Annotated in this window: 29 protein-coding genes; 20 read left to right on the top strand and 9 right to left on the bottom strand. The window is 44.6% G+C overall.

The annotated features are described in order from the left end of the window. The first annotated feature begins 161 nt into the window (after positions 1-161). Positions 162-1,328 carry a hypothetical protein gene (locus BUQ98_RS00870; RefSeq protein ID WP_074212068.1) on the top strand — a complete coding sequence of 389 codons (1,167 nt, stop codon included), beginning with the start codon at positions 162-164 and terminating at the stop codon, positions 1,326-1,328. Between the two features lie 118 nt (positions 1,329-1,446). On the opposite strand, the gene BUQ98_RS00875 is transcribed toward BUQ98_RS00870, so the two are convergent. Then, entirely contained in the window at positions 1,447-2,514 is a 1,068-nt protein-coding gene (locus BUQ98_RS00875; RefSeq protein ID WP_074212069.1) for a transcriptional regulator, read from the bottom strand. Between the two features lie 85 nt (positions 2,515-2,599). Here BUQ98_RS00875 and BUQ98_RS00880 point away from each other — a divergent pair, with 85 nt between their 5' ends. The 11 genes from BUQ98_RS00880 to BUQ98_RS00930 all read left to right on the top strand — a co-directional run bounded on the left by BUQ98_RS00880 (position 2,600) and on the right by BUQ98_RS00930 (position 11,938). Next, entirely contained in the window at positions 2,600-2,827 is a 228-nt protein-coding gene (locus BUQ98_RS00880; protein ID WP_001069954.1) for a helix-turn-helix transcriptional regulator, read from the top strand. Positions 2,828-2,839: 12 nt separating this feature from the next. Continuing rightward, the gene (locus tag BUQ98_RS00885) at positions 2,840-3,823 is read left to right on the top strand and encodes a replication protein RepA (RefSeq protein WP_074212070.1); all 984 of its coding nucleotides are present in this window, start codon (positions 2,840-2,842) and stop codon (positions 3,821-3,823) included. A gap of 828 nt (positions 3,824-4,651) precedes the next feature. Further along, a complete protein-coding gene (gene traJ / locus BUQ98_RS00890; protein ID WP_074212071.1) occupies positions 4,652-5,026 on the top strand; it encodes a conjugal transfer transcriptional regulator TraJ in 375 nt (124 codons plus the stop codon). Continuing rightward, positions 5,023-6,783 carry a TraI/MobA(P) family conjugative relaxase gene (gene traI / locus BUQ98_RS00895; RefSeq protein WP_074212072.1) on the top strand — a complete coding sequence of 587 codons (1,761 nt, stop codon included), beginning with the start codon at positions 5,023-5,025 and terminating at the stop codon, positions 6,781-6,783. The genes traJ and traI overlap by 4 nt, the downstream gene beginning before the upstream one ends. A gap of 237 nt (positions 6,784-7,020) precedes the next feature. Further along, a complete protein-coding gene (gene trbJ, locus BUQ98_RS00900; protein WP_065770638.1) occupies positions 7,021-7,794 on the top strand; it encodes a P-type conjugative transfer protein TrbJ in 774 nt (257 codons plus the stop codon). Between the two features lie 2 nt (positions 7,795-7,796). After that, positions 7,797-7,994, top strand: a complete 198-nt coding sequence (locus BUQ98_RS00905; protein WP_074212073.1) for a hypothetical protein — start codon at positions 7,797-7,799, stop codon at positions 7,992-7,994. 2 nt (positions 7,995-7,996) lie between these two features. Beyond that, complete coding sequence (gene trbL / locus BUQ98_RS00910; protein WP_074212074.1) at positions 7,997-9,274, top strand: P-type conjugative transfer protein TrbL; 1,278 nt, start codon at positions 7,997-7,999, stop codon at positions 9,272-9,274. 55 nt (positions 9,275-9,329) lie between these two features. After that, entirely contained in the window at positions 9,330-9,527 is a 198-nt protein-coding gene (locus tag BUQ98_RS17095; RefSeq protein WP_254813904.1) for a conjugal transfer protein TrbL, read from the top strand. 20 nt (positions 9,528-9,547) lie between these two features. Then, complete coding sequence (locus tag BUQ98_RS00920) at positions 9,548-9,802, top strand: hypothetical protein (protein WP_000395517.1); 255 nt, start codon at positions 9,548-9,550, stop codon at positions 9,800-9,802. A 190-nt stretch (positions 9,803-9,992) separates the two neighbouring features. Next, positions 9,993-10,508: a DUF6932 family protein gene (locus BUQ98_RS00925; RefSeq protein WP_254813855.1), complete on the top strand. Its 516-nt coding sequence runs from the start codon at positions 9,993-9,995 to the stop codon at positions 10,506-10,508. Next, the gene (locus BUQ98_RS00930; protein ID WP_074212076.1) at positions 10,505-11,938 is read left to right on the top strand and encodes a helix-turn-helix domain-containing protein; all 1,434 of its coding nucleotides are present in this window, start codon (positions 10,505-10,507) and stop codon (positions 11,936-11,938) included. Before BUQ98_RS00925 ends, BUQ98_RS00930 begins: the two co-directional genes overlap by 4 nt. Before the next feature lie 249 nt (positions 11,939-12,187). On the opposite strand, the gene BUQ98_RS00935 is transcribed toward BUQ98_RS00930, so the two are convergent. Continuing rightward, entirely contained in the window at positions 12,188-12,643 is a 456-nt protein-coding gene (locus tag BUQ98_RS00935; RefSeq protein ID WP_000218515.1) for a hypothetical protein, read from the bottom strand. Between the two features lie 363 nt (positions 12,644-13,006). Here BUQ98_RS00935 and BUQ98_RS16875 point away from each other — a divergent pair, with 363 nt between their 5' ends. Then, positions 13,007-13,192: a hypothetical protein gene (locus tag BUQ98_RS16875; RefSeq protein WP_057565199.1), complete on the top strand. Its 186-nt coding sequence runs from the start codon at positions 13,007-13,009 to the stop codon at positions 13,190-13,192. Positions 13,193-13,475: 283 nt separating this feature from the next. Here the strand turns inward: BUQ98_RS16875 and BUQ98_RS00940 are convergent, their stop codons facing one another. The 3 genes from BUQ98_RS00940 to BUQ98_RS00950 are packed head-to-tail and all read right to left on the bottom strand — an operon-like array spanning position 13,476 to position 14,589. After that, on the bottom strand, positions 13,476-13,955 hold the full coding sequence (locus BUQ98_RS00940; protein ID WP_074212077.1) for a DUF4865 family protein: 480 nt from the start codon (positions 13,953-13,955) through the stop codon (positions 13,476-13,478). After that, positions 13,952-14,263 (bottom strand): tautomerase family protein, encoded by a 312-nt coding sequence (locus tag BUQ98_RS00945; protein WP_074212078.1) that lies wholly within the window; start codon positions 14,261-14,263, stop codon positions 13,952-13,954. Before BUQ98_RS00945 ends, BUQ98_RS00940 begins: the two co-directional genes overlap by 4 nt. Beyond that, positions 14,254-14,589, bottom strand: coding sequence for a carboxymuconolactone decarboxylase family protein (locus BUQ98_RS00950; RefSeq protein ID WP_074212079.1), 336 nt, complete (start codon positions 14,587-14,589; stop codon positions 14,254-14,256). The genes BUQ98_RS00945 and BUQ98_RS00950 overlap by 10 nt, the downstream gene beginning before the upstream one ends. Positions 14,590-14,696: 107 nt before the next feature. Between BUQ98_RS00950 and BUQ98_RS00955 the strand changes: the two genes are divergently transcribed. After that, positions 14,697-15,566, top strand: a complete 870-nt coding sequence (locus tag BUQ98_RS00955) for a LysR substrate-binding domain-containing protein (RefSeq protein ID WP_074212080.1) — start codon at positions 14,697-14,699, stop codon at positions 15,564-15,566. A 467-nt stretch (positions 15,567-16,033) separates the two neighbouring features. On the opposite strand, the gene BUQ98_RS00960 is transcribed toward BUQ98_RS00955, so the two are convergent. Next, positions 16,034-16,816: a helix-turn-helix transcriptional regulator gene (locus BUQ98_RS00960; RefSeq protein WP_254813856.1), complete on the bottom strand. Its 783-nt coding sequence runs from the start codon at positions 16,814-16,816 to the stop codon at positions 16,034-16,036. A 115-nt stretch (positions 16,817-16,931) separates the two neighbouring features. On the opposite strand from BUQ98_RS00960, the gene BUQ98_RS17100 reads away from it, so the two are divergent. From BUQ98_RS17100 to BUQ98_RS00975, 4 genes are all read left to right on the top strand, one after another. Further along, a complete protein-coding gene (locus BUQ98_RS17100) occupies positions 16,932-17,486 on the top strand; it encodes an MFS transporter (protein WP_254813857.1) in 555 nt (184 codons plus the stop codon). Next, a complete protein-coding gene (locus tag BUQ98_RS17105; protein ID WP_254813858.1) occupies positions 17,440-18,378 on the top strand; it encodes an MFS transporter in 939 nt (312 codons plus the stop codon). The genes BUQ98_RS17100 and BUQ98_RS17105 overlap by 47 nt, the downstream gene beginning before the upstream one ends. Positions 18,379-18,989: 611 nt before the next feature. Beyond that, positions 18,990-19,988: a type IV toxin-antitoxin system AbiEi family antitoxin gene (locus BUQ98_RS00970; protein ID WP_083605243.1), complete on the top strand. Its 999-nt coding sequence runs from the start codon at positions 18,990-18,992 to the stop codon at positions 19,986-19,988. Further along, entirely contained in the window at positions 19,942-20,775 is an 834-nt protein-coding gene (locus BUQ98_RS00975) for a hypothetical protein (RefSeq protein WP_074212083.1), read from the top strand. Before BUQ98_RS00970 ends, BUQ98_RS00975 begins: the two co-directional genes overlap by 47 nt. An 82-nt stretch (positions 20,776-20,857) precedes the next feature. Here the strand turns inward: BUQ98_RS00975 and BUQ98_RS00980 are convergent, their stop codons facing one another. Beyond that, positions 20,858-21,721, bottom strand: a complete 864-nt coding sequence (locus BUQ98_RS00980) for a pirin family protein (protein ID WP_217693625.1) — start codon at positions 21,719-21,721, stop codon at positions 20,858-20,860. A 364-nt stretch (positions 21,722-22,085) separates the two neighbouring features. On the opposite strand from BUQ98_RS00980, the gene BUQ98_RS00985 reads away from it, so the two are divergent. Next, positions 22,086-23,582 carry an AbgT family transporter gene (locus BUQ98_RS00985; RefSeq protein WP_083605244.1) on the top strand — a complete coding sequence of 499 codons (1,497 nt, stop codon included), beginning with the start codon at positions 22,086-22,088 and terminating at the stop codon, positions 23,580-23,582. Between the two features lie 119 nt (positions 23,583-23,701). After that, positions 23,702-24,211 (top strand): tRNA adenosine(34) deaminase TadA, encoded by a 510-nt coding sequence (gene tadA / locus BUQ98_RS00990; RefSeq protein ID WP_074212086.1) that lies wholly within the window; start codon positions 23,702-23,704, stop codon positions 24,209-24,211. 29 nt (positions 24,212-24,240) lie between these two features. Here the strand turns inward: tadA and BUQ98_RS16990 are convergent, their stop codons facing one another. Further along, a complete protein-coding gene (locus BUQ98_RS16990; RefSeq protein ID WP_167369481.1) occupies positions 24,241-24,402 on the bottom strand; it encodes a hypothetical protein in 162 nt (53 codons plus the stop codon). Between the two features lie 7 nt (positions 24,403-24,409). After that, positions 24,410-25,930 carry a membrane-bound lytic murein transglycosylase MltF gene (mltF, locus tag BUQ98_RS00995; protein ID WP_074213536.1) on the bottom strand — a complete coding sequence of 507 codons (1,521 nt, stop codon included), beginning with the start codon at positions 25,928-25,930 and terminating at the stop codon, positions 24,410-24,412. Between the last annotated feature and the right edge of the window lie 170 nt (positions 25,931-26,100).

Consider the following 26,100-nt stretch of genomic DNA (forward strand, 5'->3'; position numbering starts at 1 on the left):
CTAGCGAAGATAGTAAAAATAAAAATATATTTAAGTTTCTACTTACTGGAAATGATGACTCTAACGTAAAAACTGTAGTTCGTGGTAATGAATTTAAGAGCGAAAAGAAAGGGCAGTTAGATGTATTGAGAGATGTTGTAGAGACTTTACAATCTGATTTGATGTTTAAAGATGAGAGTTATGAAGATCTTAAAGAAAGAGAGGTTAAGCTAGATAGTACGATAGAAAAGTTGAATCATAGTATGAGTTTGATGAAAGAGTCTCTATCAGAAGTTGTAAAGAATAAAAGAAATATTGCCAATGAATTAATTAGTGTTGATGAAAGAAATGATAATATTAAATCAAATCTAGCTAATTTTGAAATATTAGAGAAAATATATATTAGCGATATCGAAAGATTGAGTTCTCAAGAGGAAGCTGCATTCCTATTAGGCGTCGGACATCATGCTCAATGTGAACATTGCGGTAAGACACCAGAGAAAATATGTGAAGACTTGATGGATGTTGAAAAATTAGCTAAATCATCTCAAATAGAAATTAAAAAAATAAAATATAAATTATTAGAGTTAAATGAAACAAGATTAAAATTAAAATCCCAGCTAGATAATTATTATTCAAGATCGCAAAGCTTAAGCTATGACTTGAAGTGTATAGATGATGAAGTTGAAAATAGAACTCCAGAAATAAAGATTATTGATGAAAAAATATCAGAGTTGACGGAAGAGCGAAATCTTGTTTTATCAGATATCCGATTGCTTGAACGTATAAATGTTTTCTATAAAAGACTCCAAGAAACAGAATTCGCCTCTACACCGAAGAAATATAAATCCCATGATTTTTATCCTGAAAATGAAGCTGTAGATAATTTTTGTAGGATATATAAAGATATTTTAAATCAAATAAATTTTCCTGGTAATAATGAGGTTTCTTTCGACTTTTCTACTTTTGATGTGGTTATCGATGGCAAGCCTAGAAGTTTAAATGGTAAAGGAGTTAGGGCAATATTACATTCAGTGTTTAAAATTGCTCTCCTTAAACACTGTAAGGAAAGTAGCCTTTACCACCCAGGGATTATTGTGCTCGATTCTCCTTTAGTTACTTATAGAGATCCATTTAAAAGTAAACATGGAGATTTAGATGATGATGAGAAAGAGTTGGCAAATACTAAGGTTAGTTATCATTTCTTAAAATATTTAACCGAAAATAATATTGGGCAATTTATTATTGTCGAAAATATAGATATACCCGATTCGCTCACAAATAGTATTGGTGTAGATACATTTTACGGTAATAATGCTGAAAATGGTCAAAGGGCTGGTTTGCTCTAAGGTTATAAGGTAGTACGTTAAACCTTAGTGGTGGAATAGGTTTAACGTATTCTTTAGTTACTTCTTTAGCCTAATTGAATCTTTGGTAGTCAATTAGTGCTTTTAGCCGCTAAAATTTTTAGATCTTCGAACCAGATAATAGAAACTCTTCACGAATTGACTTTATCGCTTTCGAAACAGCTTGATTTGACAACGGCTTACCTGTGATTTCACCCAGCAATATACCAATATTTTTATTAGATTTGTTCTGTTTGCGAAGAACCAACATGCGTTTTTTATTGTCCGTTAGCCGAGAATCTACCATCTTTCGTGCTAAGTTGCGCAGTTCGGACACATTCGTCGGGTCCAGTGAAGAGTTCAGCATGTAGTAGTAAAAGTACTTATCAATTAATCTATCTCCGGACTTAGCGTTATGACGGTCTGGATGCGCGATCTGGCGTCGTAATCTCAAGACTTCTTGCTCAAATTGTTCTGAAGAGCGTTTGGCTTGCTTATATAGAGAATTCCAAGAACCATCATGAAGCTTGGGGCGATGGGGTAGACAGTAATTCGTACTCAGATCCGGCCGCTTTTTTTTCCCTTCTTTTTCATCATTGTCTTCAGCATTGTCACGTTCATTGTTTTCTCTCTCAATATATCCGTGTTTTGTCCATGTGTGCATGAACTGTGAAAACTCTGTAGGGTTTCCACACAAGGCACACAGTCGTGTTTTTTTATCCGACTTAAAACTGATATCAGGCGCTAGTTTTGATCTATTAGGTTTCTTTCCTTCACAAATCATAAACAATGATTTGAGCATATCTTGAGTCGATATGAACAGTATGTCTTGCTCTGTATGGGAACTCTTGCCAACAAAGTCGCGTAAATAAAAATGAATTTGGTCGGCCGTATAACGAAAACCTCTCAACTTGATGAGGTCACTATAGTTACACTTTTCTCTTGAGATAGGGCAAAAGGACAAATACTGGTTTGGAAGGCTACTCAAGTATTCCGATACCACGGGATCAATCACCTGTTTAATCAAGTTTATGATGTTGTGGCTTTTAGACTCTTCCGAGTATGAATGCCATTTCTCCCTAAAAATGCGAATGGCATTTGCCACAGACTTGTCAGAGTTCTCCCATACAGGAATATAAAACGGACCTAGTCGTTCTGACGCATCTACCTCAGTTTCAAATATTTTCATATCCAACTTTTTTGTCCAATGATTAGTCTAATCTACAGGCAGCTCCTGGCATTATCAACCCAAGAATGTTGAAAAGGAGAGGGTTATGAATCCATCAATGACAAACAAAACGCTGATAAATCGCAAGACCTTACTCAGCATGATCCCTTTGTCTGATCGAACCATCTATAACTTGGAACAGCGTGGTGAGTTTCCTCGTCGTATTGTTCTGACCAGCCGAAGTGTTGCTTGGGACCTGGCTGAAGTGGAGAACTGGATAGAAGAAAAGCGCAGGTCTGCGTTAAAAGCCGCAAGACCCGGTTTTATTTGGTAAGTCTGAGTCCACATGACGCTTAAAGATGTAACGGATGTTCAGGCTAGGGGAACCAGTCGGCAAAAAAGTGCCTCGGGTGCCAGCGGTAAACTAGAGCTAAGCACGAAATATATAGACAACATCATAGCAATCCAGGAGTGCAGTGCTCAGGAGGCTAATGAACTCGGTTTTATTGCTCGGCTTCTGATTCAAGCAACCATACCGCACAGTAAGCCAGAATCGAATGAGTGGAGTCGGAAGAATGGTAATTTCACAATGCACATGATGGCCCCCTCATCGGTAGGTTTGCCTTACGGTTGCTATGCACGTTTGCTTCTGGTTTGGGTAAGTACACAAGCGGTGAGAAATAAGTCAAGACTGGACAATGGTTTTATCACTGAACAGGAAGCGCGAAAGCTTGATCTGGGACACTCTCAAAGACGTTTTATGGAAGAGTTAGGGCTGCGTTCAACTGGCGGAAAAAGTGGGACTATAGGCCCATTTCGAGAACAGATGCGGCGGTTATTTAAAACGACGATTAGTGTCAGTTTTACAGAGCTAAACGATGAAAGTGGATATATTTGTGAAGATGAAACTGGAGCCAGAGTTGCTGATATTTCCCATATTTGGTGGAGTACGAAGCAGCCTGATCAAGATTCACTATGGGAATCTTGGGTGGAACTGTCGCCTAAGTTTTTTCAACTGATTACTGATAAACCTGTCCCTCTGGATATGAGAGTGTTGAGGTTGATTAAGCGTTCTCCGATGGCCTTAGACATATATTGCTGGGCGACTTATCGGGTGAGTTACTTAAAGAGAGCAACAATTATCCCGTGGTCAGGTTTGATGGAACAATTGGGCTCTAATTACGCCAATGTAAAAAGCTTTAGACGACGGTTTAATGATGGACTTGAAAAGGTGTTGCAGGCATGGCCAGAGCTAGATGCTACTCCAACTGAAAAAGGGCTACTTTTGAAACCAAGTGCTCCACAAGTACCTCGACGGACAAAACGATAGAGTGAGCGGGATTATGTAGCGTGATGAAACAGATTGTATTCACCATTCTTGGCGTTAATAAGCCTGGGTATTTAGAAAGTTATCCACGCATGTTATGTCCCGCTTTAAAGGGGATATTTTGCGCATGTTCTGTCCCGGCTTACGCATGTTTTGTCCCAGAGTGCGCATGTTCTGTCCCGCGAAGTGCCAAAAAGTTTTTTAATAACAGGTAGTTGTAGAGCCCCCTATAGTACTTTCCTGTAGGTATACCTATATAGAAAATAAACCTGTAGTTGAATAAACAAGTATTGTGGATAACTTTGATAAATAAGTTGCTCAAAACTGTCAATGAAATCATTTTTTTGAAGTTGGTGTATTTTTAACTATATGAAAATAAAGTAAATTTTATTTTTGTTATCTTGATTTTTAAAAATTTATTGACACTTGAGGGGCGGTAAAATACGAACGCTCTGAACTTAGCCTAGAGCGGAAAGTGTTAGGAAAGCTGTGTTTTTCGGTGTCGTGATATTGAGTAAAGCCAACACACATAAATCGCTGTAAGACCGCTATTTTAGCGCTATTCAGTCGCTATAAGTGCGCTGTCATACCGTTATAAGTGTCGGACTTATCGAGTAAACATAGTTTACACAGGAATAAACAGTTAAATGCAGAGAAATGCACACGGGCATGCATAACTTTCCGTGATAAAACCAAAGTTGAAATACGGGCAGGATGTGTGAAGTAGGCACACCATGCAAGCATGGCGAAGCCTCTTCACTTTGGACTTATTCGCACCTTCGGAGCTCAACGTTAATCCTGCCCTGCGGGGCCAGAGAGAGGAGGCAAAGCATGGGGAACAGCACGAACAAGATCACTCGAAAGAATAGCCCACCGATTAAGGTTTACTGTCTGCCAGAGGAGCGTGAGTTGATCGAATCGCTGTCTGTGCAAGCAGGTCTTAGTACTTCTACTTATCTACGTGAAGTCGGCCAAGGTTATCGCATTCAAGGTATTACCGATGTAGAACAGGTACGCGAACTGGTAAGAGTGAATGGTGACTTAGGGCGTTTGGGTGGTTTGCTTAAGTTATGGCTTAGTAATGATGCCAAGGTAGCGAATGTGGGAGTCAATACAATCTTAGCGGTGCTTAATCGTATTGAAGCGACGCAAGATCAAATGAGCTCGCTTATGGAATCCATTCTTCGGCCAAGGGCCGATCAATGATAGTCAAGCACGTACCGATGCGTTCGCAAGGTAAGTCTGACTTTGCGGGCTTGGTGAATTACATCACCGATCACCAGAGCAAAGAGCATCGACTTGGTAGCGTTCGTTTAAATAACTGTGAAGCAGAAACCGTGCGCGATGCGATCAGTGAGGTGTTGGCGACTCAATTCGCGAACACCCGAGCGAAAAGTGATAAAACCTACCACCTCATAGTGAGCTTCCCTAATGGTGAACAGTTAAAAGCGCATACTTTGGCTGCGATAGAAGAGCGCATTTGCCAAGGCTTGGGTTATGGAGAACATCAGCGTGTCAGTGCTGTGCACAACGATACGGACAACCAACATATCCATATCGCAATTAACAAGATTCACCCTACTCGCAACACAATCCATGAGCCGTACTACCCGCATAAAAAGCTAGCGGAAATGTGCGAGGCCATCGAGCAGGATTTTGGTTTGCAGCCGGATAATCACATACCGCGCAAGCGCGGGGCCGAATTACGTGCGATGGATATGGAGCGGCATTCGGGTATTGAAAGCTTAGTGGGGTGGGTGAAGCGCGAATGCATGGACGAGATTAAATTAGCCAGTAGCTGGCAGGCGTTGCACCAGGTCATGCAGGACAATGGTTTGCAGTTAAGAACCAGAGGAAATGGTCTAGTGATCGTTGCCGATGGTGAAGCGATCATCAAAGCGAGCACCTTGGGACGTGAGTTTTCTAAACCCAAACTCGAAGCACGCATTGGTCCCTTTGAAGCGACTGCATCGGATTCTGTTAAGCCGAGCCGCCAATATACACACCGACCTGTTCGCTTAAAGGTGAATACCACCGAGCTATATTCCCGTTATCAAGCAGAGCAGAAACATGCTGCAGAGAGTAAAACGCAAGCCCTTGAACAGGCTCGTCGTGATAAAGATCGACAGGTTGATAACGCCAAGAGGAAAGGGCGTGGCCGTCGCGCAGCGATTAAGTTGACCGGTAGCAATCAGCTTACTAAGAAGCTTTTGTACAAACAGGCCAGCAATGCATTGAAAAGCGAGCTTGAGCGCATTCACAAGCGTTACCAAGAGCAACGGCAAACGATATATCAAAGCAATAAACGCCAAACCTGGGCGGATTGGTTAAAGAGCCAGGCATTACAGGGAGATGGAGAAGCCCTCAAAGCGCTACGTAGCCGAGAGGCTGCACAAAAGCTTAAAGGCAACACACTAAACGGGGATGCAGTTCAGGCTGAGCCCAAAGCAATGGTCGATACGATTACGAAAAAAGGCACCATTATTTATCGAGCAGGTAACAGCGCCGTGCGTGATGATGGTGAGCGTCTACAAGTGTCGACGGCTTCCAACCAAAGCAGTGTTTTAGCTGCGCTAAAGGTAGCAATGGAGCGTTATGGTAATCGTATTACCGTGAATGGTTCGCCTGAGTTCAAGGCGCGAGTAATCAAGGCGGCAGTAGATGGCAATCTGTCTATCAAATTTGCCGATCAAGGACTAGAACGCCGCCGTCAGGCATTAATAGCCCAGAATAAAAGGGCCAAGCGGTCTGATAAGCCTGGCGTGTTACCGATTGGCAAAGTGCCACCTTCACGCCGTGGCCGGCTGCAGAATCTATCTCAGTTAGAGGTTCTAGCTATTAAGTCAGGCCCTGTAACTGAAAAAACGGTGGTCATGCCAGCATTAGAGCAACGTAAAGCCAAGCTACAAGCTGAGCAGGCAGCTAAAAAAGCTAAACGACAACATAAGAGCCGCTCACGTTGATGTGATGGCAAAAGAATCGACGGAAGCCCTAACCGCTTCGGTTGGTAATGACACCGATGTTTAACCCTATTTGACCGCGCGTTTAACGGTGTCGCGCTGGTCGGGCGCCGAGATAGTAAGTGGCGAGCTAGCTCTGTACAGGCCCACATTCACCGCTGGTAACGGCAGGAGTAGAGATCAAGTTTCTACAGGTTGGTGAATGCAACTTTTAGTCATAACTACTAAGAGTAATTAACCATGCTAAAACGAAAAATTTTAGCGGCTAAAATTCCCGTGCTTGCCATCTCCTTGGCGTTAAACCTTTCTAATCCTGTATATGCGGGGATTCCGGTTGCTGATGGTACGAATCTAGTTCAGAACATCATGTCGGCAATGGAAGCTGTTACACAGACTGCTAAACAAATTCAGCAGTATCAAACCCAATTGCAGCAGTACGAAAATATGCTGCAAAACTCGATGGCCCCAGCTTCTTATATTTGGGACCAGGCGCAGCGCACCATCAACGATCTGAACCAGGCGACCAACACGCTCGCCTATTACCAGAACCAGCTTGGCAGCCTCGATGCTTACCTAGGCAAGTTCCAGGACGTGGCCTATTACCGCAGTTCGCCTTGTTTCTCGGCAGCGGGGTGCAGTGATGCAGAACGGGCCGCAATGACCGAGAACCGACGCCTTGCGTCTGAATCGCAGAAAAAGGCCAACGACGCACTGTTTAGGAGTCTGGAGCAGCAGCAAGATAACTTGGAAGCAGATGCCCGTCAGCTTAACCGCCTGCAATCTGGTGCTCAGAGCGCGGACGGCCAATTGGCGGCTATTGGCTACGCTAACCAGCTCGCTAGCAACCAGGCCAACCAGCTCCTGCAAATCCGAAGCCTATTGATTGCCCAGCAGAATGCCGTTGGCACTCGAATGCAGGCGGATGCTGACCGCGAAGCTCAATATCAAGCGTCTCGTGAAAGGTTGTTCGATATGGGCGAGCCAACCGACCGTTCAGAAAACAGGGGGTTTTAATCATGAAGAATATCACCCGAGTTTTTATCGTTAGCGTGTTGGCCTCTTTTGCTATGGTGGGGTGCGGCGAAGATGACGGGCCAAAGCCTGCAACGATCAACTGTGACAAGCCGAACCTGACGAAAGAGCAGAAGGAAAAAGGGAGCTGTCTTTGGGATATGGGCGAACCCACGGATCGCTCCAAGAACAAGGGGTTCTAATCATGACCAAGATATTTATTCGGCTTGTCATGCTCCTGGCAGTTGTACTTACTTCGCAAACAGCATCAGCGGCCATTGAGCCTAATGGTGTCTTGGATGAAGTGGCCGTGCGTTTCATGACGGCCAGTGCTACTTGGGGCACGGTAATTACAAACTATGCTGCCTGGCTATTCTGGACGCTGGGCACTATATCCCTTGTTTGGACTGGCGGGACCTTAATCCTTAAGCAAGCGGATATAAGGGAGTTTTTTGCCGAGTTCGTGCGCTTCATCTTGACGTTTGGTTTCTTTCTCTGGTTACTCAGAAACGGCCCAGACTTTGCCACGTCAATTATCGATTCATTGAGAACGATCGGTGCTCAAGCCGGTGGCCTTTCGAGAGACCTAACCCCGTCAGAGCCTATTAGTATTGCGTTCGACATTATTGTGAAAGCTGGTAAGTCATACAGCATCACCAGTCCGATAGATAACTTGTCTATCTTCTTGATAACGTTGGCAATTTTGGCGTGTATGGCGGTAGTGGCGGCCAATGTGTTGTTGGCCTTGGTGACGGCTTGGATATTAGTCTATGCCGGTGTTTTCGTGCTGGGGTTTGGTGGTTCGCGTTGGACTTCGGATATAGCAATCAACTACTTCAAAAGCGTATTAGGCGTTGCTTTGAAGTTGATGACAATGACGTTGCTTATTGGCATTGCCATGTCGATCATGGATGGTTTCTATGCCGATCTATCCAATGATGCTCCCATGCGTGAATTGTTGGTGATCTTTGTCGTTTCACTGGTTCTCGTGATGCTCATTCACTCGGTTCCCAATGTGGTCGCTAGCCTGGTTCCTGGAGGCGGCGCGGCGGCAGGTGCTGGCAGCATCAGTGCCGGTGCGATGGCCGGAGCGGCTGTTGCCACTGGTGGTATGGCTGTCGGTGCCGCAATGGCTACCGCCGGCGGTGCGTCTGCTATTCAGGCTGCATTTGCAAAAGCGGGTGAGAACGTAGCGAATAATACTGACGTTATGTCGAGCCTGGGCGGTGCATTTAGTGGCAGTGGCGATTCTGATGAGGCTGGCTCCTTCTCTCAAGCTTCCGGTCAATCTTCTGGCGGCGGCTTTAAAGGTAGCGCTGTAAAAGCGGGGCGTATTGCAGCGGATACCGGTGCGAATTTGATGAAGGGAATGGGTGATATGGCCGGGGATAGAATCAGCGGCACTACCGGAGGTCGTCTAGCTAGTTCGATCCGAAACAGTACGAAAGATAACGGGGATGATGACGATAAGGAGGGCGACTGACGACGCTTCCCCTGCATTTGACAACGATAGCTTAGGCGGTGGCGGCACTGGCTGGATGAATCAAACCGGCGGCTTTGATGACCTATCCAGTGAGGATAAGGAAGAAGCGCGTCAAGCACACGCAGAATGGCAAGAGCGCGATCCGGAAAAGCACACCTTCGATGTTGAGGACTACGTTTCATATGCCCAGGAACGCCAGCAGGAGCGTAACGAAGAGGTTGCCAGCTTTGTTAAAAAAGGTCGCATGGCCTAACTAAATAAGGATTATTGATTATGGAGTTTAACTTTCCACCTCAAAACCTTGCGGAGGTATTTGGTTTCTTCGCAGTGATGTTCATTGTGATGCTTGCTTTCTATTTTTTTGGACAGTGGCTACACAGCATCGGACACGGTCCGAAGTTGAAAGCCATTGCCGACAAAATGGAGGTTTTCCAAAACAGGTTGGCCGGGCGTGCTTACAAGGACATGACGAGATCGGTCGATCAAATCGACAAAATGAGACGTTGGCCATTTGGCCGACGCAAGTAGTTAGAAAGCACACGTGCCGGTGATGGTGTTCCACTTTGTACTGCTGCCCCCTCATTGAGACAGTATTAAGCCCCATAGAAAGAAACCACAACTAGGCTAATGTTGTGGTGGTGTGGTTAAATAAACCTAAATTATTGATATATTAGGTTTTATTTGTTTTTTTTGTCATCATTATAAATATGCTTTTTAATTGATTTCTATTGTAATAAATGCTATAAATTTACAAGTGACACAACAATATTGTTGGGGAGTTTCTAAAGGAATGATACCAGAATTTAATGAGTCGGGTAATTTGCCAGAAGGAGTGCATTTAGCCACGATGGAAGAATTGATCGCACGATTTGGCTACAACCCAAAGCGTGCTTGGTTAATTGATGGACTAAAGCTTCTAATTTCAGCGCTCGAAAGTGCGAACTGTAATTTGGTTTACATCGATGGAAGTTTTGTTACATCAAAGGAAATCCCTGGTGACTATGATTTGTGTTGGAGTCTACATGGTGTCGATGAGTCGAAATTAGATCGTGCACTTATTGATTTTTCTCCATCAGGTAGAAAATACATGTTGCAGAAATATCGAGGCGATATATTTCCTGCAGAATTACCAGAAGGAGGGTCGGGAAAGCTATTTGTCGATTTTTTTCAAACTGATAAAAACACCCTTGAGAAAAAAGGCATTGTGGCAATTAAGACTGGAGGTTCATCATGATTAAAAATAATAAGCAGTTAGCTTTAACCAAAAAACGTATACAAGAGTTTTCTGAAGCAATTGAAAAACTTAATAGAGAAGAGTCTAAATTTTCTCCATTGTTAGCGAAAGCTCAGATTGATGCACTAATGTGTCAGCGTGATGATTTGGTTGAGCAAGCGGAAGAATACGAACTACTGCTATCTGGTGAACTTGCTATTTTTGATGTGAATAGTATTTCTGACCTCCCTAAAGCTCTTATTATGTCTCGTATTTCAATGGGGTTAACTCAAAAAGATCTGGCTGAAAGACTAGGGATGAAAGAGCAGCAAATACAAAGGTATGAAAACACGGAGTATAGCTCCGCAAGTTTTAGTACTCTTGTTTCAATTGTAGATGCTTTAGATTTAAAAATAACAGAAGATGTCTTTTTACCTAAAGATTCTAGAGAGAAAAATATATTAATATCAAAGCTAAATGATGCTGGTTTAGATAGAAACTTTATTGAAAAGAGAATTTTACCTCGTGATTTGATGCCTTTCGAATATGGCCTTTGGGTAGAAAAAACAGTAGAAAAACTTCAATCTATATTTGGATGGAATAAGGATCTTCTATTAGGTGATAGGCCGTTAGTTTTTGGGCGTGATGGATCAATGGTTGCAAGGTTTAAAATGCCAGTAGGTGCTAACGAGCTATATACAAGTGCTTATACGCAATATGCTTATACAATTGCAAATATTGTAGCTAAGTACTGTTCTTTAGAAAAGAAAGGCATACCTCAGGATGCTAATGTAGTTAGAGGTGATATTCTAGATAAATATGGCGAGTTAACATTTGAATCAGTTTTATCTTACGCTACTGAACTGGGTGTTCCTGTTATTCCTTTGAACGATTCTGGAGCTTTTCATGGCGCGACTTGGCGTATAAATGGTAGAAATGTAGTTGTACTTAAGCAAAAATCTAGACATACATCAAAATGGATGTTTGATTTACTTCATGAGCTCTACCATGCATCCCAATCACCAGAGCTGGATGAGTTTACAATTGTTGAGCTTAGTGAGACAAGTGAAGAGCGGAGAAATGATCAAGAAGAAATTGATGCTAATAATTTTGCAGCAAGTGTTCTTCTCGGTGAAAAAGCCGGTAGTTATATTGAGCAATGCTTTAAAAATGCAAATGGTAATATTGCTTGGCTGAAAAATTCAGTTATTAAAGTCGCCGAAGAAAACGATTTAGATTGTGGTGTTTTAGCATATCAAGTAGCAAATAAATTGGACTCTATATCCAAACAGACTGGAAAGAAGGTCAATTGGTGGGGAGCTGCAAATAATCTGCAAAGGAATACTTGTGAGCCAAGTAATCTATGCTTTGATCAACTTTCAATAAGTGTTAATTTTGACCAAATGGAAGAGTTTGAGAGAGAATTGATTGAGCAAGTATCTGCTGATTAAATATACTTGAAATTAAGGAACATGAAAAATTTCATGATGCGGCGAGAGAGTGACTCCATAACTAGTGGTTGTATAAACTCTTTCATTAGCATTCTCGTTGGAATAGGCAAGGCTATAAATATATAACCTGGTCTTTACTTAGAAAACATGATGCCAGTCAGTATCGCTGACTGGCATTTTTTATTGGGATAATTGTTTATTAGTCTGCTGAATTCGGGAATAAAGATGAGTTATGTCAATGATGAGAGGCTAACAATTTTCAGCGTATTCACCAATTTGAACGATAACCTTTTCTAATATAGATAGATACTCATAGTTTGCAGTGTATTTAGTCTGAAAGCCATAATCTGCATGGAGTGCTTTAAGGTATTTTCGTTGCTCATTACAACGCTCAGCTATTACTTTATATAAGGTCTTTTGGTTTGTAATAGATTTTTCGTATTGAACCTTTAACTCAGATAATTCGCTTTGTGCACTTTTCAATTCCCTAGATAGGTGCTTGTTATCGTTTTCAAATTGAATTTTATGCATTTCTAAGTTTTTAGTTGCTAACTCTAGATTTTTCTTATCCAATTCTGTTTGCACATTGTAGTAGGCTAAACCAAGACTGAAGACCACTGCTCCAACTACAAAGCCTCCAATCCAAAACTCTTTAGTACCAACTCCCTTCAAAACATCTTGAATAGTGGGCGCACTTACTGTCATCAGTTTTCCTTTTTAGTAAAGAGTCAGTGTGACTTAATCTGACTCTATATTGAGGTAGCGTTACTTGGTAGAGGATTTACTCGGCTTTAGGCCTGGAGTGTTGCCTGGCGTTTTTTTGTTATCACGTCGACGTTGATCTGGCTTGCCGGTCGACTTGGCTATTGGTTTTGGTCCTGGTTTCAAACCCATAATTTTATCCTTGTTTATGATGAGGTTATCCCTCACTGTACACTATTTGGTCAATGCTAATGGTTTTCAAGATGTGTATGAAAAATAATCTAAAAATACACTTAAGGTTCCTTGCTGGTAACTCATGTTTTGATACGCTATCTAAAATGTACAACGACAAGCTGGAGATATAAGGTGGATAGAGTTGCATCGAGCCCGCGAGTGCTTACTGATGAAGAGAAACAAGAGCTTCGTCGTGACATGGCAGAATCGTCAGCCTGGGCCAAATCCGAACTAAAACGTCGGCGAACTGCAAAAAACCAAAAAAATTCTTTGCATGGTATCAATGATGGTATCGGCGAAGGTGGTATTTCTAACTAGCTGTTATTTAGTTAGATTTCATGCTTGTTGATATTCGAGTGGAGTAGGGCTGATTATAAATAGTTAATCAGGTCTTAGAAAATAAATGAAAAGCCAGTCAGTTTCTGACTGGCTTTTTTATGGCTTCTCACTTCATCCTCAAAACCTTGCGGAGGTATTTGGTTTCTTCGCAGTGATGTTCATTGTGATACTGGCCTTCTATTTTTTTGGGGCAGTGAATATTATGGGTATTCTGTTAGTAGTTAGTATGGGAAGCGAGTACATTTTTAATTGTTCATTAAATCTAACCGTGGGCTATATAACCGATAGAATAGATGTTGCCACTCATTTTATCGGCTAACTCTGGTTGAGCGAGCCACGAGACACTCACTGTCTCCCAAGAGGTAACATTGAGACCTTGAATATCCGCATTCTGACTGACCTGATTGTCTATACATGCAAACGAACATTCTGAATTTGGTATTGTTGGTTCATCCTCTATAAACCAAATCTTGACTTCCGGTCGACCAAATTGCTCACATAATCCTTTAAATCCTTCACTTCTAAGAAAAGTCATCATAGAGTGATGATCTCTCCAAACATAAAAGGGAGCATAACTGTTGCTGCTTGTATAATATTCTGCATTTTTTCGTGAATAAAGGTAGGCCTTAAAGACTAATCCAGGGTATCCATCTAATAAATTTCCTTTTTCCCTGATACGAGTTTCTATTTTTTCCATCGGATAATCCGACGGGAGAATAATTTTATATTGCATTGCTATCATTGTATTGTCTCCATTTCATCTTTCCATGACTGACCAGAAGAAAAAGACCAGTCTTCCGTGCTATTGAATTGAATAATGATCATAATATCTTCTTTACCAATCGGGGTTTGGACCTGAAGTTGCTCACACAGCGCTTTATACAAGGCTCGTTTTTGTTCATGGTCACGCGATTTCCCGGCGAAGATTTGAAAACAGTCTCCATTAGAGACATCAAAATAAGCCTCTAAACATTGCTGGAGAATATGCGAAATTTGATGCTGATATTTTTCAAATAATTCATTACCTAGTGAAATTCGCGTCATTGGCATGAGTCACTCCTCTTATGGTTCATTTCATCTAAACGTTCAAGTGCTGAAGCCGTGACAGGCCAGCCAGCATAAAATGCCAAATGCGTCATTGTTGCACTCAATTCTTTAACTGTAAGTCCATTGCTGCATGCCCGTGCTAAATGACCTGGAAGTTGTTCCACACGGTTTAAGACCACTAATGCAGTTACTGTTATCAAGCTTCTATCCCGAAGGCTTAGATTCTCGTCACGCCAAACTTGTCCAAACAATACCTCTTCCGTAAGTTGATAAAATTGTGGAGCAAGTTTGGCAAACAGTTCCATTAAATGTTGTTCTTTTGTATCCATATCTTTTCCTAGTTGATTGAGTTGACAGGAAAATAATAAGTTGATTTTTTAATATAAAAAATCAAAACTATTTTGATTGATAATTTTGATTTTCAGGATGAACAGCCATGAGAAGTCTGGATTTGGATGCCTTACGATGTTTTGTTTTAGGAATTGAATTGGGTAGCTTTGCAACTGCGGCAGAGCGACTAAATCGTTCGCCTTCAGCAGCCAGTGCCCAGTTAAAAAAGCTAGAACAGCAGTGTCACACTCCGTTGGTGACAAAAATCGGCCGACATCTAGAACCGACCGAAGCGGGTGAAATCATTCTGGCTTATGCCCGGCGCATGATTCAGTTAAATGACGAAGCTCTAAACCAGTTAGTGGGAAATTCACTGTCAGGGAAAGTAGTTTTTGGCTTACAAGAAGATTTTAGCGATGTGCTATTGCCACAATTGTTAGGTATATTCTCTCGCTCACATCCAAATTTACAGTTGCAATCCATTGTTGGGCGTCATCAGGAACTGATGGATGGTATTCAATCTGGTGAATTAGACTTTTCATTAGGTTGGAGAGGTGAGAGATCGGCACCATATAGTGAGCTTTTGGCAGAATTACCACTGTACTGGTATGGGCCAGCAAACAAATATTTTAAAGAATCCATTGATACCACTAAACCTGTACCATTAGTTATGCTTGATGGTTCTTGCATTATCAGACAACAAGCTACAGCAGCATTAGATCGAGGTGGAATTCCGTGGAAAATTACCTTTGTTGGCCGTAGTCTAAGTAACTTATGGAGTGCTGTTGATGCTGGATTAGGAATTACGGTTCGCTCTTCTTTCAGTCACCCGGATAATATTAGTAAGTTGGATGGTTTGCCGACTCTTGGAAAGCTTAGGTTGTGCCTCGATCGTAATCAATATAAGTTAGAAAAAGTACAGGATCAGTTATATAATGAATTAAAACAACAACTTACCATTCATCTCGAAAAATAAAACGATCAAATTACCACCAATCAATGAACACAGGCCAGTCCGCATTATTGCTGAATTAGCCCCGAATGAGTCATTACTCTTAGCAAAAATAGGGGCAAAAATGTGTTTGGGTTTTAATAACAAAAGTCAGTACCACTAACTCTGACTTGATATTGAGGTAGAGTTAGTCAAGGATTTTCTTGGCTTTAGGCCTGAAGTGCTTCCTGCCGTTTTTTATTGTCACGTCGACGAGACGAAAAAAATCAAAAAAATTCTGCGCATGGTATCGATGATGGTATCGAGAAAGTTGGTGTTTCTAACTAGCTGTTATTTCGGTGTATTTTTTTCCGTTGATATTCGAGTGGGAGTAGGGCTGATTATAAATAGTTAATCAGGTCTTAGAAAATAAATGAAAAGCCAGTCAGTTTCTGACTGGCTTTTTTATAGACTGATGCAATATCCTTAGAATAGCTTACCCTTGCCTTTAATTAGTCGTGTTCACTTTTCGCATAAACCACCAAGCGCAAATGGCGGTCTGCATCAATGATTAAAGAAGTGTGTTCAAACGTGATAGTCTCGCCGTCTACTTTGAGATCTCGACAACCATTGCATGGTGCATGTACATCATGTTGTTTCCACCAGGTATTGAAGTCGGGCGAGACTTTCTTCAACTCATCCACCAATGCTCGGAGGTCTGTTTCCTGACTGGCTTTTACATAGTCGCGGCGAAAGCTAGATAATATCTTTGGCGCTTCGTCCTCCCAGTGGCTAAGCAATTCTCGCAGAGCTGGGTCGGTAAAAAGTATCCACAACAAGTTACGCCTTTCGGGAGGATGCTGCTCGAAGTTAAACAGGTGATTGGCGGTCTCGTTATAAGCAAGTACATCCCAGCGCAGGTTTAAAACATACGCAGGATGCTGGGCGATGTCATCCATTAAGCGACGAATCAAAGCAGGCACGACACACCAAGTCTTGCCCGGATCGGTTGGTGGGCGCTCATGCGCTAACAGAAACAGATGCCTGCGTTCCGATGCATCGAGTTTAAGAACCTTAGCTAAATTGTCCAAAAATGTTGCAGATACTCCGATATCGCGCCCTTGCTCCAACCATGTATACCAAGTTAATCCGACACCCGCGAGTGCCGCGACTTCTTCTCGGCGTAAACCCGGTGTTCTCCGTCTTCCTCCATTTGGTAATCCGACATCATGAGGCGATAAACGCTCGCGGCGTGAGCGTAAAAATGTGGCAAGTTCTTCGCGCGTTCGTTGCATGGTTCGCATCTTGATTCTCTCTGACGGTATCACTATTAGTAATAGCATAAAGTGTTAAATTGTAACTGTCTACTGAGGTTATAAAATAAGATTTTTATGACTTTGGAGACACGTTATGAGTACAATTTCTACATCGGCAGTCGGTGATAATATTCCCCCTCACACAGCGCCATGGCGCGGTTTATACGTGTTGTTACTGGCGGGATTCGTGACTATTTTTGATTTGTTTGTCGTCAATGTTGCGATTCCCAGCATGCAAGCCAGGTTGGAAGCGAGCTTTTCACAGATAGGCTTTATCGTAGCAGGCTATGAGCTCGCGTTTGGCGTACTACTCATCACTGGAGGACGGTTGGGTGATATGTTCGGTCGCCGTCGGTTGTTTATTATCGGCATGTTGGGGTTTACTTTAAGTTCACTTTTGTGTGCTGCTGCGCCCACTGCTAATATCCTTATCGGGGCGAGAGTATTACAAGGATTATCCGCTGCGCTGTTGTTTCCGCAAGTTTATGCATCCATTCGGGTCAACTTTACAGGTGATGACAGCCGACGCGCTTTTGGGCTGTTAGGTATGACGCTTGGCCTTGCGGCTATTGCTGCTCAGGTATTAGGCGGGTGGATTGTTCATGGTGACTTTTTTGGTCTGGGTTGGCGTAGTCTTTTTTTTGATTAATCTTCCTATCGGACTCTTTGCCATTTTTAGCGCCCGTCTGATTCCCGAATCTAGATCCGAAGAACAACCCAGCTTAGATTGGGCTGGAGTGCTTTTGGTCTGTATTGCTCTGTCACTACTGTTACTCCCATTGATTAAAGGGCCTGAAGCTGGTTGGCCCTCGTGGACTTTGCTCTCACTGGCCGCGGCTGCAATGATGCTGATACTCTTTTATCGACAGCAGGAAAAGAGCAGGTTGTCAGGAAAGTTACCATTAGTCGATATGCAGCTTTTATCCCAAAAGCGATTTGCTTTAGGAACGGTATTGGTGCTGCTTGTTTATTTTACATCTAGCTCATTTTTTTTAAGTTTTGCGTTAATGATGCAAACGGGGTTTGGAATTGATCCATTTATTGCAGGTAGTATCTTTGCGCCATGTAGTATCGGTTTTGTTTTCGCTTCTCTCGTCACCCCTAAGCTCATCGTCAGGTGCGGTGAACGAATGATCGGTGTCGGCGCGTTAATCTATGCTGTATCGATAGGTGTTTTGATTTTACAAGTGTATGAGGCGGGGGCTGATTTAATACCAACTCATCTCATTCCAGTTTTGTTTATTGTTGGGTTTGGACAAGGAGCAATCATGACGCCACTACTAAATTTGGTACTAGGTTTTGTTAAAGAAAAACAGGCTGGAATGGCTTCTGGCGTTGTTTCTACTGTCCAGCAACTTGGTGCAGCGTTTGGGGTTGCTGTTATAGGAATTTTATTTAGTACAGCATTATCAACGAGTAATGAGTCTATAGAATTGGCAAATCAGTATTCGTCTGCGTTTGTGATAGGAATGCTCTATAACTTTGTTGCAGCCGTTATTGTGTGTTTTCTGCTTATGAAGTTGGTACCGGCGAAGCAGTGACGTCGTCTAAAGCCTTAACTGGAGAAGAGGAAGAATAAGCGAGCTATCTAAGATGTACTGCGAGAAGTTACCGGTACAAGGTGGATAGAACTGCATCGAGCCCGAGAGTGCTTACTGCTGAAGAGAAACAAGAGCTTCGTCGTGATATGGCTGAATCCTCAGCTTGAGCCAAAGCTGAACTAAAACGTCGACGAGACGCAAAAAATCAAAAAAATTCTGCGCGTGGTACAAATGATGGTATCGAGAAAAGCTAGCCTTCTAACTATCTGTTATATAAATACATTTTATTCTCATTGATGTTCGAGTGGGTAAGACTCGCTAGATAGCGAATTAAGCCTTGCCAACTAATAACAATGCCAGTCAGTTTTCCGACTGGCATTTTTTATGGTCATGTTAGTCATCACTTCTGTCGTCATGGTTACACAACACCTAAAACAGCCCTAAGATGGAAGCCATAGTCGACAAAAGTAAAGCGCATTGTTCATCAAGCAATTTGCCGTAAACGCTGTTTTACGTGAACCTTGCCGGTATGATTCAACCCCTCCGGTCATCTTGCAGAATTTCATGTTCACGACTAGTATTTGTTCATGATTCATGAACGGTTTTTATGTGTGAACAAAAACGCGACACTACTAATGCGAGCTTTGGATAATCTGCCTTCGCATATTCAAGGGGAGTCCTCTTTTGATCCTAAGCCGGATGGTGGGCCGTACACCGATGCCGAGGTGACTCTGACAGTGCACGGCCAACGCTATTTGTTTAGCACTGAAATAAAGCGTATCCATCGTAAAGAGAGCCTATCAGCATTACTAGGCCTTGCTCGTTCAGATACTCTGTTGGTATGCAATAGACTAACGGCTCATCTCGCCGATTTTTGCACCAAGAACGCGATCAATTTTATTGATGAGGCTGGTAATGCTCGCGTGAGCTTTAACGGGCTAAACCTATGGATTGAGTGCAAAAACCTCACTGAAAACCACCTTGCAATTCCACAGCCGGCAAAACCGGGGTTAGGTTTTATGAAGCTGTTGTTTGCTTTGTTGGCTCAAGAAGATGTGTTACATCTGCCGTTTCGAACCATAGCCGAGATGGCGAATATCTCATTAGGTATGGTGAGTAAGGGATTTAAATACCTAGAGGCTGAAAAGCTTGTCAGTATGGGTAGTACCCGTCGCATTCTGGATAAAGAGGCCCTTTATCAGATTTGGATTGAACACTATCGTACCGTACTTAGGCCAAAGCTCGGAGGGCTAAAATTAGTTGCGCCGGATGATTGGCGAGACATTCCTTTAGCATCCAAGGATTGCTGGGGGGGAGAAGTCGCTGCCGATGAACTGACACGCTATTTACAGCCTTATGAGTTACAGCTCTTTACCTTTGAGCCATTGCAAAAAAAGCTTGCACTGCTCAAGGCAAAGCCAGACGCTTCCGGCAGACTTTGGGTGGTGCCTGCATTCTGGGGAAAGGCGCTGGATATCAATATCAATGCCAAGGCGTTGCTGGCTGTTGCTGAGCTGCTAGCAAGCAGAGATAGCCGAAACAAGGAGGTTGCCGAACGCATCAATGAGCAATATCTACACCTTAAAACACTCCCTAAAACCTGGGTTTGAGCCTGTACTGACACTGATCATCCGCACAACTCAACAAACTGGAGTGCCATTTTTTGTTGCTGGGGCTACGGCAAGAGATCTCTTTTTGTATCATGTGTTTGGCCGTGACCCCGGTCGTCAGACTCGGGATATTGATACCGGCATTCTGGTACCGGGTTGGGACGCGTTCGCCAGCGTAAAACATGCTTTGTTGGATGCCGGATTAAGCGCGATCAATAAAGCGCATCGGCTTAAAGATCCTGACAGTGGTTTGCCAATTGATATTATTCCCTTTGGTGCCATCGCCGATGAAGCAGGTGAAATACAATGGCCACCGGAGCATGCTGTCACCATGACGGTAGCTGGATTTCATGAAGCTTACTATGCCGCTTTATCAATAGACCTAGGGCAGGGCGATATTATCAAAGTTGCGTCACTGGCCGGTCTGACTTTGCTAAAGCTGATTGCCTGGCAGGAGCGGGGGAACGAGAGCAGCAAAGACGCATCTGACTTTCTAACCATTCTTCTTGAGTATCAGCATATTCAGGCGGATCGTTTGTGGGAGCCTTATATCCCAGCAGAGCGCTTAGAGTATGATACCGAGCGGCAAGGGGCCTTCTTGCTAGGATACGATTTGAAAATGATCTTATCTGAGCCTGCTACCAACCCTGAGACCATCACCCGGATTACCGTATTGGCGGCGGATACGGATGGATTGGTCAGGGCTCAGTTCAGAAGTCAGAACCTTTGTAGTTATGAGAGGGTAGAGCAGCTGCAAAATGACTTTTGGGCAGGACTAGAGTTGTAAGAACAGTTTCAAAAAACAAAGTCCGCGTAATGGCGGACTTTTTTATTGGTATTCGCGGATGACGGCGCTCTTGACTCAGTCCCTATAGCTGCCCGAACTTGCCTGCTTGCAGATCGTTGAACGCTTGCAAAATCTCTTGCTTGGTATTCATCACAAAAGGACCATGACCGACGATGGGATCGGTGATGGGCTCACCACTGAGTAGCAAAATCACGCTATCTTGTGAGGCGTGCAATGCGACTTCGCGGCCTTGGCGGCTAAGCAGTGCTATATCGGCGTCGCCAATGGGGTCGGCGGCGTTGATACTGACGTTGCCCTCCAGCACCACCACCGCGGTGGTCCAGTCTTGGGGGAGCGTAAGCTGCGTTTTCCCGCCAGCGTTTAACCGTATATCCCAAACCTGCATAGGGCTAAAGGTTTTGGCTGGCCCCTGATGACCGTCAAACTCACCGGCTATGAGCCGTAATGTGCCTGCCTTATCGGCCAGGGTAACGTCGGGAATATCGGCTTTGCGAATGCCTTGATAACCCGGTGCGGTCATCTTGTCTTGTTTGGGGAGGTTAACCCACAGCTGCACCATTTGCAGCTCGCCGCCAGTGTGGCTGAACGCACTGGAATGAAACTCCTCGTGCATAATGCCGCTACCTGCGGTCATCCACTGTACATCGCCGGGGCCAATCACGCCGCCTTTACCGGTGGAATCACGATGTTCCACTTCACCTTGATACACAATGGTGACGGTCTCGAACCCGCGATGGGGGTGCTCACCCACTCCTCGCTTCACGCCATCGGCGGGGAAGTGCATCGGGCCGGCATAGTCCAGCAACAAAAAGGGGCTCACCTCCGCCGCTTGGTGGTGATAGGAAAACAGCGAACGAGCGGGGAAGCCATTGCCTACCCAGTGTGGCGTAGGCGCTTTAATAACACGCGAAAGGGATTTCATCATGCTCTCCTAGAGTTGCCTTACCCTAATCATATCGTTGATGTTGTAGATTGCTAGGGCCAGCATACGTCTTCCATGCTATGCGTTTTTTTGTTTCTAAATGTTTCATCTTTATTGGTAAGCATCCGTTTTTTGTGCTGCTTTTCTAACTATAAAACAATTTAACATTGGGTTAACGGGCCTACTTATGGCTAACTATGCTGTTTTTTGCTTTACTGGCGATGATTTGTCATTTTATTGTCATTAAAACCTGCGTGATCAGGTAAGCCAAGACACAACATCGAAAATAACGGAGTTCTCAGTGAGCCAACACATTAGCCAATCAACCGACACTGATCGACCGCGAGGGTTGGATCGGTTTTTAAATATGATAGAGCGCGCGGGCAACCGGATCCCAGATCCCGCCTTATTGTTTTTCTGGGGCTTGATTACCGTTTGGGTGCTTTCCGCTATTTTATCGCAGATAGAATTTAACTCGGTTCACCCTTTGACCGGTGATACCGTCCAAGTCAAAAACCTTCTTACCGGCACTGCGCTCGCCCACTTTTTAACCAGCATGGTTGACACTTTTACAGGATTTGCGCCGCTTGGGATTGTACTGGTAGCAATGTTGGGTGTGGGGGTAGCCGATCAGTCTGGCTTTATCACCACGGGGCTCAAGAAGATGCTGAGTGTGACACCGAAACAAGCGCTTACGCCGATGCTGATTTTGGTGGCGATCGTGTCACATACCGCGGCAGATGCAGGCTATGTGCTGGTGATCCCACTGGGCGGAATTATCTTCCACGCCGCAGGCCGCCATCCACTCGCGGGTATTGCAGCTGCTTTTGCCGGCGTGTCGGGTGGATTCTCGGCCAACTTTATTCCTTCAGGAATCGATCCATTATTGGCAGGCTTTACGGAGTCGGCCGCACATGTACTGGACGATGGTTATCAAGTGAATCCGTTGGCCAACATCTACTTTACGGGACTGTCGTCTATCTTAATCGTGGCACTCGGCTGGTTTGTGACCGAAAAGATTGTTGAGCCACGCCTTAACCGCATGTCTATCGATGAAGATGCCGAAGAGGCCCCTGACCTTGGCTCATTTACGACGATTGAAGGCAAAGCCTTTAACCGTGCTGGATTGGCGATGCTGGTTGGGATCGCAGCGCTGGTGGCGGCCTCATGGCCTGAAACCTCGCCGCTTCGGTCACCCACAGGCGAGCTGACCGCCTTTGATGCGCCGATTATGCAATCGATCGTGCCGCTGATTTTTGTGCTCTTTATTATCCCAGGCATTGTGTATGGCAAAACCGCGGGTACCTTTAAAACCAGCCAAGATGTGATCAAATCCATGTCTGACACCATGGCGACCATGGGCGCTTATATGGTGATGGCGTTTTTCTGCGCGCAATTCTTGGCCGCATTTACGCAATCAAACATTGGTACCTTGTTGGCGCTCAACGGCGCGGAGCTGTTGCAGTCAATGAACCTGCCCGGTGAGATGACGATTGTGGGGATGATTTTGCTGACGGCAATGGTGAACTTATTGATTGGTTCTGCGTCGGCAAAATGGGGCTTGATTGGTCCTATTTTGGTGCCGATGTTAATGGTCGTAGGCATTTCCCCTGAATTGTCGCAGGCGGCGTATCGTGTCGGTGACTCGGTCTCGAATATTATATCGCCTCTGATGGTGTTCTTCCCGCTGGTCGTGGTGTACTGCCAGCGCTATGTGAAAGCCACCGGGATTGGTACCGTGGCATCGATGATGATCCCTTATTCATTGACCATGCTGGTGGGGTGGACCTTGTTCCTATTGGCGTATTGGGCGTTCGGGTTGCCACTGGGTATTCAAGCCAGTTACCAGTATCTGGTGCAATAAGCGTTGAGTGGGCGATTTTATCGTCTATCGCTATTTTTCGGACACAAGCCGGCCTTCGAGCCGGCTTGTTTGTGTCGTATACTAGCCATTAATTGCGTAGCCAATGAATAGAGGTTGGAATGAACGAACCACAAGCGTCGGATACGATTCACGACGTTTACATGCGCCAGGCGATCACTCTGGCCGAGAATGCCGAGCAAGAAGGTGAAGTGCCCGTGGGGGCGGTGGTCGTCTATCAAGGCGACGTGGTTGGAATGGGGTGGAATCGCACCATTACGCAGCATGATGCAACTGCGCACGCTGAAGTGATGGCATTACGCCAAGCCGGCCAAGTGCTGGGTAATTACCGTTTATTAGACGCGGATCTTTATGTGACACTCGAACCGTGCCCGATGTGTGCCGCGGCGATAGTGCATGGCCGTGTCCGAAAAGTCTATTTTGGCGCGCCCGATCCCAAAACCGGTGCCGCTGGCTCGGTGATGAACTTACTCAGCTATGAGGGGGTTAACCATCATGTTCACAGCGAGGGTGGGGTGTTAGAAGCTGAATGTCGGGCTCAATTACAAGCCTTTTTCCGGCGGCGTCGGGCTGAAAAAAAGGCCGCAAAAAAAGCAGCCCGCCAGTCTTAATCTTGCTTGCCTAACTCAGGCAAAGTGTCCTAAAAAGCATCATCAAAGGCCGCAAATTCACGAATCGCAAAGGCACGTTGTCGCCAAAGCACCTTTTTATGCATATTTTGGCGCATACGCTTACGCCGGTTAGCGGATGAAATGTTGTTTTTGCGAAAGCTTTGTTTCACCAGCCGTTTTCTTGGAACCATGCTGTCCTCATCGCGGTTGCGTGTCTGATTGCGGTGTCGAGTTGTCCTCTGACAGTGATGACGCCGGATTTGGCGCTTGCTCGGTTGTTTTCTCGAGGGCTTGTGTCGACGGCTCATCGGGCGCGACTATTGTCTGTAGGCCACCGAGATCTTCAACTTGTTGGCTGTCGAGTGATTCTATATGTGCTTTCTCATAGCCTAGAATACTTTGGTAGTAGCGACGAATATTTTCGACATAGCTGAGCGCTTCGTAGCCACGTGCATAGCCGTAGCGTGTTTGGGTGTAATACTGGCGCTTGGCTAATAACGGCAGACGCTGCTTTACGTCACTCCAAGAGTTGGGATCGGCACCTTGCGCATCCGTCAGTCGCCGTGCATCCATTACGTGGCCAAAACCAATATTATAAGAGGCGAGGGCAAACCAGATACGTTCGTGCTGATTGACACTGTCAGGCACACGCTCGAGCACACGTTGCAGGTACAGAGCTCCCCCTTTAATGCTTTGTTCAGGGTCAAGGCGGTTTCTCACACCGACCGATTTTGCGGTGGGGAGTGTGAGCATCATCATGCCTCTAACGCCTGTTGGGGAAATGGCGCGAGGGTTCCAATGTGATTCTTGATACGACAACGCGGCAAGCAGGCGCCAATCAAAATCATTCGCGTGCTTTTTGAATAGCGGCTCCCATGTCGGCAATTTACTTTCAATGGCACGTAAGAAGGCACGTGTATCAACATAATCAAATTGGTCGACATGACCGAAATATTTTTCTTCTAGGATTGCCAACTCACCGGTTTGATTCAACTCGCCAAAAAAGTTGACCATGAGAGCATAGGCGCTGCTATCTCCCTTTTTTTTCATAAACCAGGCTACAGGTTCATCTTCGCTCAGCGCCATGGCTACAGCGATATCCGGATGGGTGCGTTGCATCAACGCAATATCAACCGAATCAGCGATGGTAAAATCAATGTCACCTTCTGCGACTTGTTTAAGCAGTTCGTCGTCGTCAGCGTCTTGCACCACTTTCCAGCTCAAATCGGGATGATCTTTTTTCAGTGTTTGTAAGGTCAGATCGTGGCTAGAATCTTCCACCACCGCCATGACAGCGTCTTCACGGTTAAAGTCCCCCACATCGCGTGGGCGCCAATGGCCTTTTTTGTAGACGACTTGTTGGCTGACAAAATAGTAGGCGGGGCCGGGGCGGAATTGTGCGAGTCGTTGATCGGTAATCGTGAGACTAGCGGCAATCACATCGACATCACCGCGTTCTAATGCGGGGAAAAGGCCTGATAGGGTATAGGTGGGGATCATTTCTAGCTTGACCCCAAGCTTATCGGCGAAACGTTTAGCGAGTTCGTAATCGAGACCGGTCGGGCCATCGGGGCCAATATAATAAGAGAGCTCGTTGTTTAGCGTCCCGACCCGAAGAACTCCACGGTCACGGATTTTGTCCAAGACGGTACGATCGTCGAATTGCCAATCACAGCCGACTAACACGAGGCTAAGCACTAACACGGCTAGGCTAGTCATCCATGATCGCAGAGAAAAGTCGCGCTGAGTCAAAGGCAGTCGCTCGCTATTGCAGGCCAGCATCATCGTGCTAGCGGTGATCGATAGACGCGATATTCTACGTGAATAGACCGCAGACCGATAGAGGGAAATTTTTTGCGCAAACGGTTGCGTCAGGTGTGTTGTCCCTG

Origin of the sequence: Salinivibrio sp. ES.052 (genome assembly GCF_900141775.1) — a bacterium.
GTDB lineage: Bacteria > Pseudomonadota > Gammaproteobacteria > Enterobacterales > Vibrionaceae > Salinivibrio.

Excerpts from the sequence above, each read along its gene's own strand:
- BUQ98_RS00870 (WP_074212068.1), top strand. The coding sequence starts at position 162 with ATGTTTAAAGATGAGAGTTATGAAGATCTTAAAGAAAGAGAGGTTAAG.
- BUQ98_RS00875 (WP_074212069.1), bottom strand. The coding sequence starts at position 2,514 with ATGAAAATATTTGAAACTGAGGTAGATGCGTCAGAACGACTAGGTCCG.
- BUQ98_RS00880 (WP_001069954.1), top strand. The coding sequence starts at position 2,600 with ATGAATCCATCAATGACAAACAAAACGCTGATAAATCGCAAGACCTTA.
- BUQ98_RS00885 (WP_074212070.1), top strand. The coding sequence starts at position 2,840 with ATGACGCTTAAAGATGTAACGGATGTTCAGGCTAGGGGAACCAGTCGG.
- traJ (WP_074212071.1), top strand. The coding sequence starts at position 4,652 with ATGGGGAACAGCACGAACAAGATCACTCGAAAGAATAGCCCACCGATT.
- traI (WP_074212072.1), top strand. The coding sequence starts at position 5,023 with ATGATAGTCAAGCACGTACCGATGCGTTCGCAAGGTAAGTCTGACTTT.
- trbJ (WP_065770638.1), top strand. The coding sequence starts at position 7,021 with ATGCTAAAACGAAAAATTTTAGCGGCTAAAATTCCCGTGCTTGCCATC.
- BUQ98_RS00905 (WP_074212073.1), top strand. The coding sequence starts at position 7,797 with ATGAAGAATATCACCCGAGTTTTTATCGTTAGCGTGTTGGCCTCTTTT.
- trbL (WP_074212074.1), top strand. The coding sequence starts at position 7,997 with ATGACCAAGATATTTATTCGGCTTGTCATGCTCCTGGCAGTTGTACTT.
- BUQ98_RS17095 (WP_254813904.1), top strand. The coding sequence starts at position 9,330 with ATGAATCAAACCGGCGGCTTTGATGACCTATCCAGTGAGGATAAGGAA.
- BUQ98_RS00920 (WP_000395517.1), top strand. The coding sequence starts at position 9,548 with ATGGAGTTTAACTTTCCACCTCAAAACCTTGCGGAGGTATTTGGTTTC.
- BUQ98_RS00930 (WP_074212076.1), top strand. The coding sequence starts at position 10,505 with ATGATTAAAAATAATAAGCAGTTAGCTTTAACCAAAAAACGTATACAA.
- BUQ98_RS00935 (WP_000218515.1), bottom strand. The coding sequence starts at position 12,643 with ATGACAGTAAGTGCGCCCACTATTCAAGATGTTTTGAAGGGAGTTGGT.
- BUQ98_RS00940 (WP_074212077.1), bottom strand. The coding sequence starts at position 13,955 with ATGATAGCAATGCAATATAAAATTATTCTCCCGTCGGATTATCCGATG.
- BUQ98_RS00945 (WP_074212078.1), bottom strand. The coding sequence starts at position 14,263 with ATGCCAATGACGCGAATTTCACTAGGTAATGAATTATTTGAAAAATAT.
- BUQ98_RS00950 (WP_074212079.1), bottom strand. The coding sequence starts at position 14,589 with ATGGATACAAAAGAACAACATTTAATGGAACTGTTTGCCAAACTTGCT.
- BUQ98_RS00955 (WP_074212080.1), top strand. The coding sequence starts at position 14,697 with ATGAGAAGTCTGGATTTGGATGCCTTACGATGTTTTGTTTTAGGAATT.
- BUQ98_RS00960 (WP_254813856.1), bottom strand. The coding sequence starts at position 16,816 with ATGCAACGAACGCGCGAAGAACTTGCCACATTTTTACGCTCACGCCGC.
- BUQ98_RS17100 (WP_254813857.1), top strand. The coding sequence starts at position 16,932 with ATGAGTACAATTTCTACATCGGCAGTCGGTGATAATATTCCCCCTCAC.
- BUQ98_RS17105 (WP_254813858.1), top strand. The coding sequence starts at position 17,440 with ATGGTGACTTTTTTGGTCTGGGTTGGCGTAGTCTTTTTTTTGATTAAT.
- BUQ98_RS00975 (WP_074212083.1), top strand. The coding sequence starts at position 19,942 with ATGAGCAATATCTACACCTTAAAACACTCCCTAAAACCTGGGTTTGAG.
- BUQ98_RS00980 (WP_217693625.1), bottom strand. The coding sequence starts at position 21,721 with ATGATGAAATCCCTTTCGCGTGTTATTAAAGCGCCTACGCCACACTGG.
- BUQ98_RS00985 (WP_083605244.1), top strand. The coding sequence starts at position 22,086 with ATGATAGAGCGCGCGGGCAACCGGATCCCAGATCCCGCCTTATTGTTT.
- tadA (WP_074212086.1), top strand. The coding sequence starts at position 23,702 with ATGAACGAACCACAAGCGTCGGATACGATTCACGACGTTTACATGCGC.
- BUQ98_RS16990 (WP_167369481.1), bottom strand. The coding sequence starts at position 24,402 with ATGGTTCCAAGAAAACGGCTGGTGAAACAAAGCTTTCGCAAAAACAAC.
- mltF (WP_074213536.1), bottom strand. The coding sequence starts at position 25,930 with ATGACTAGCCTAGCCGTGTTAGTGCTTAGCCTCGTGTTAGTCGGCTGT.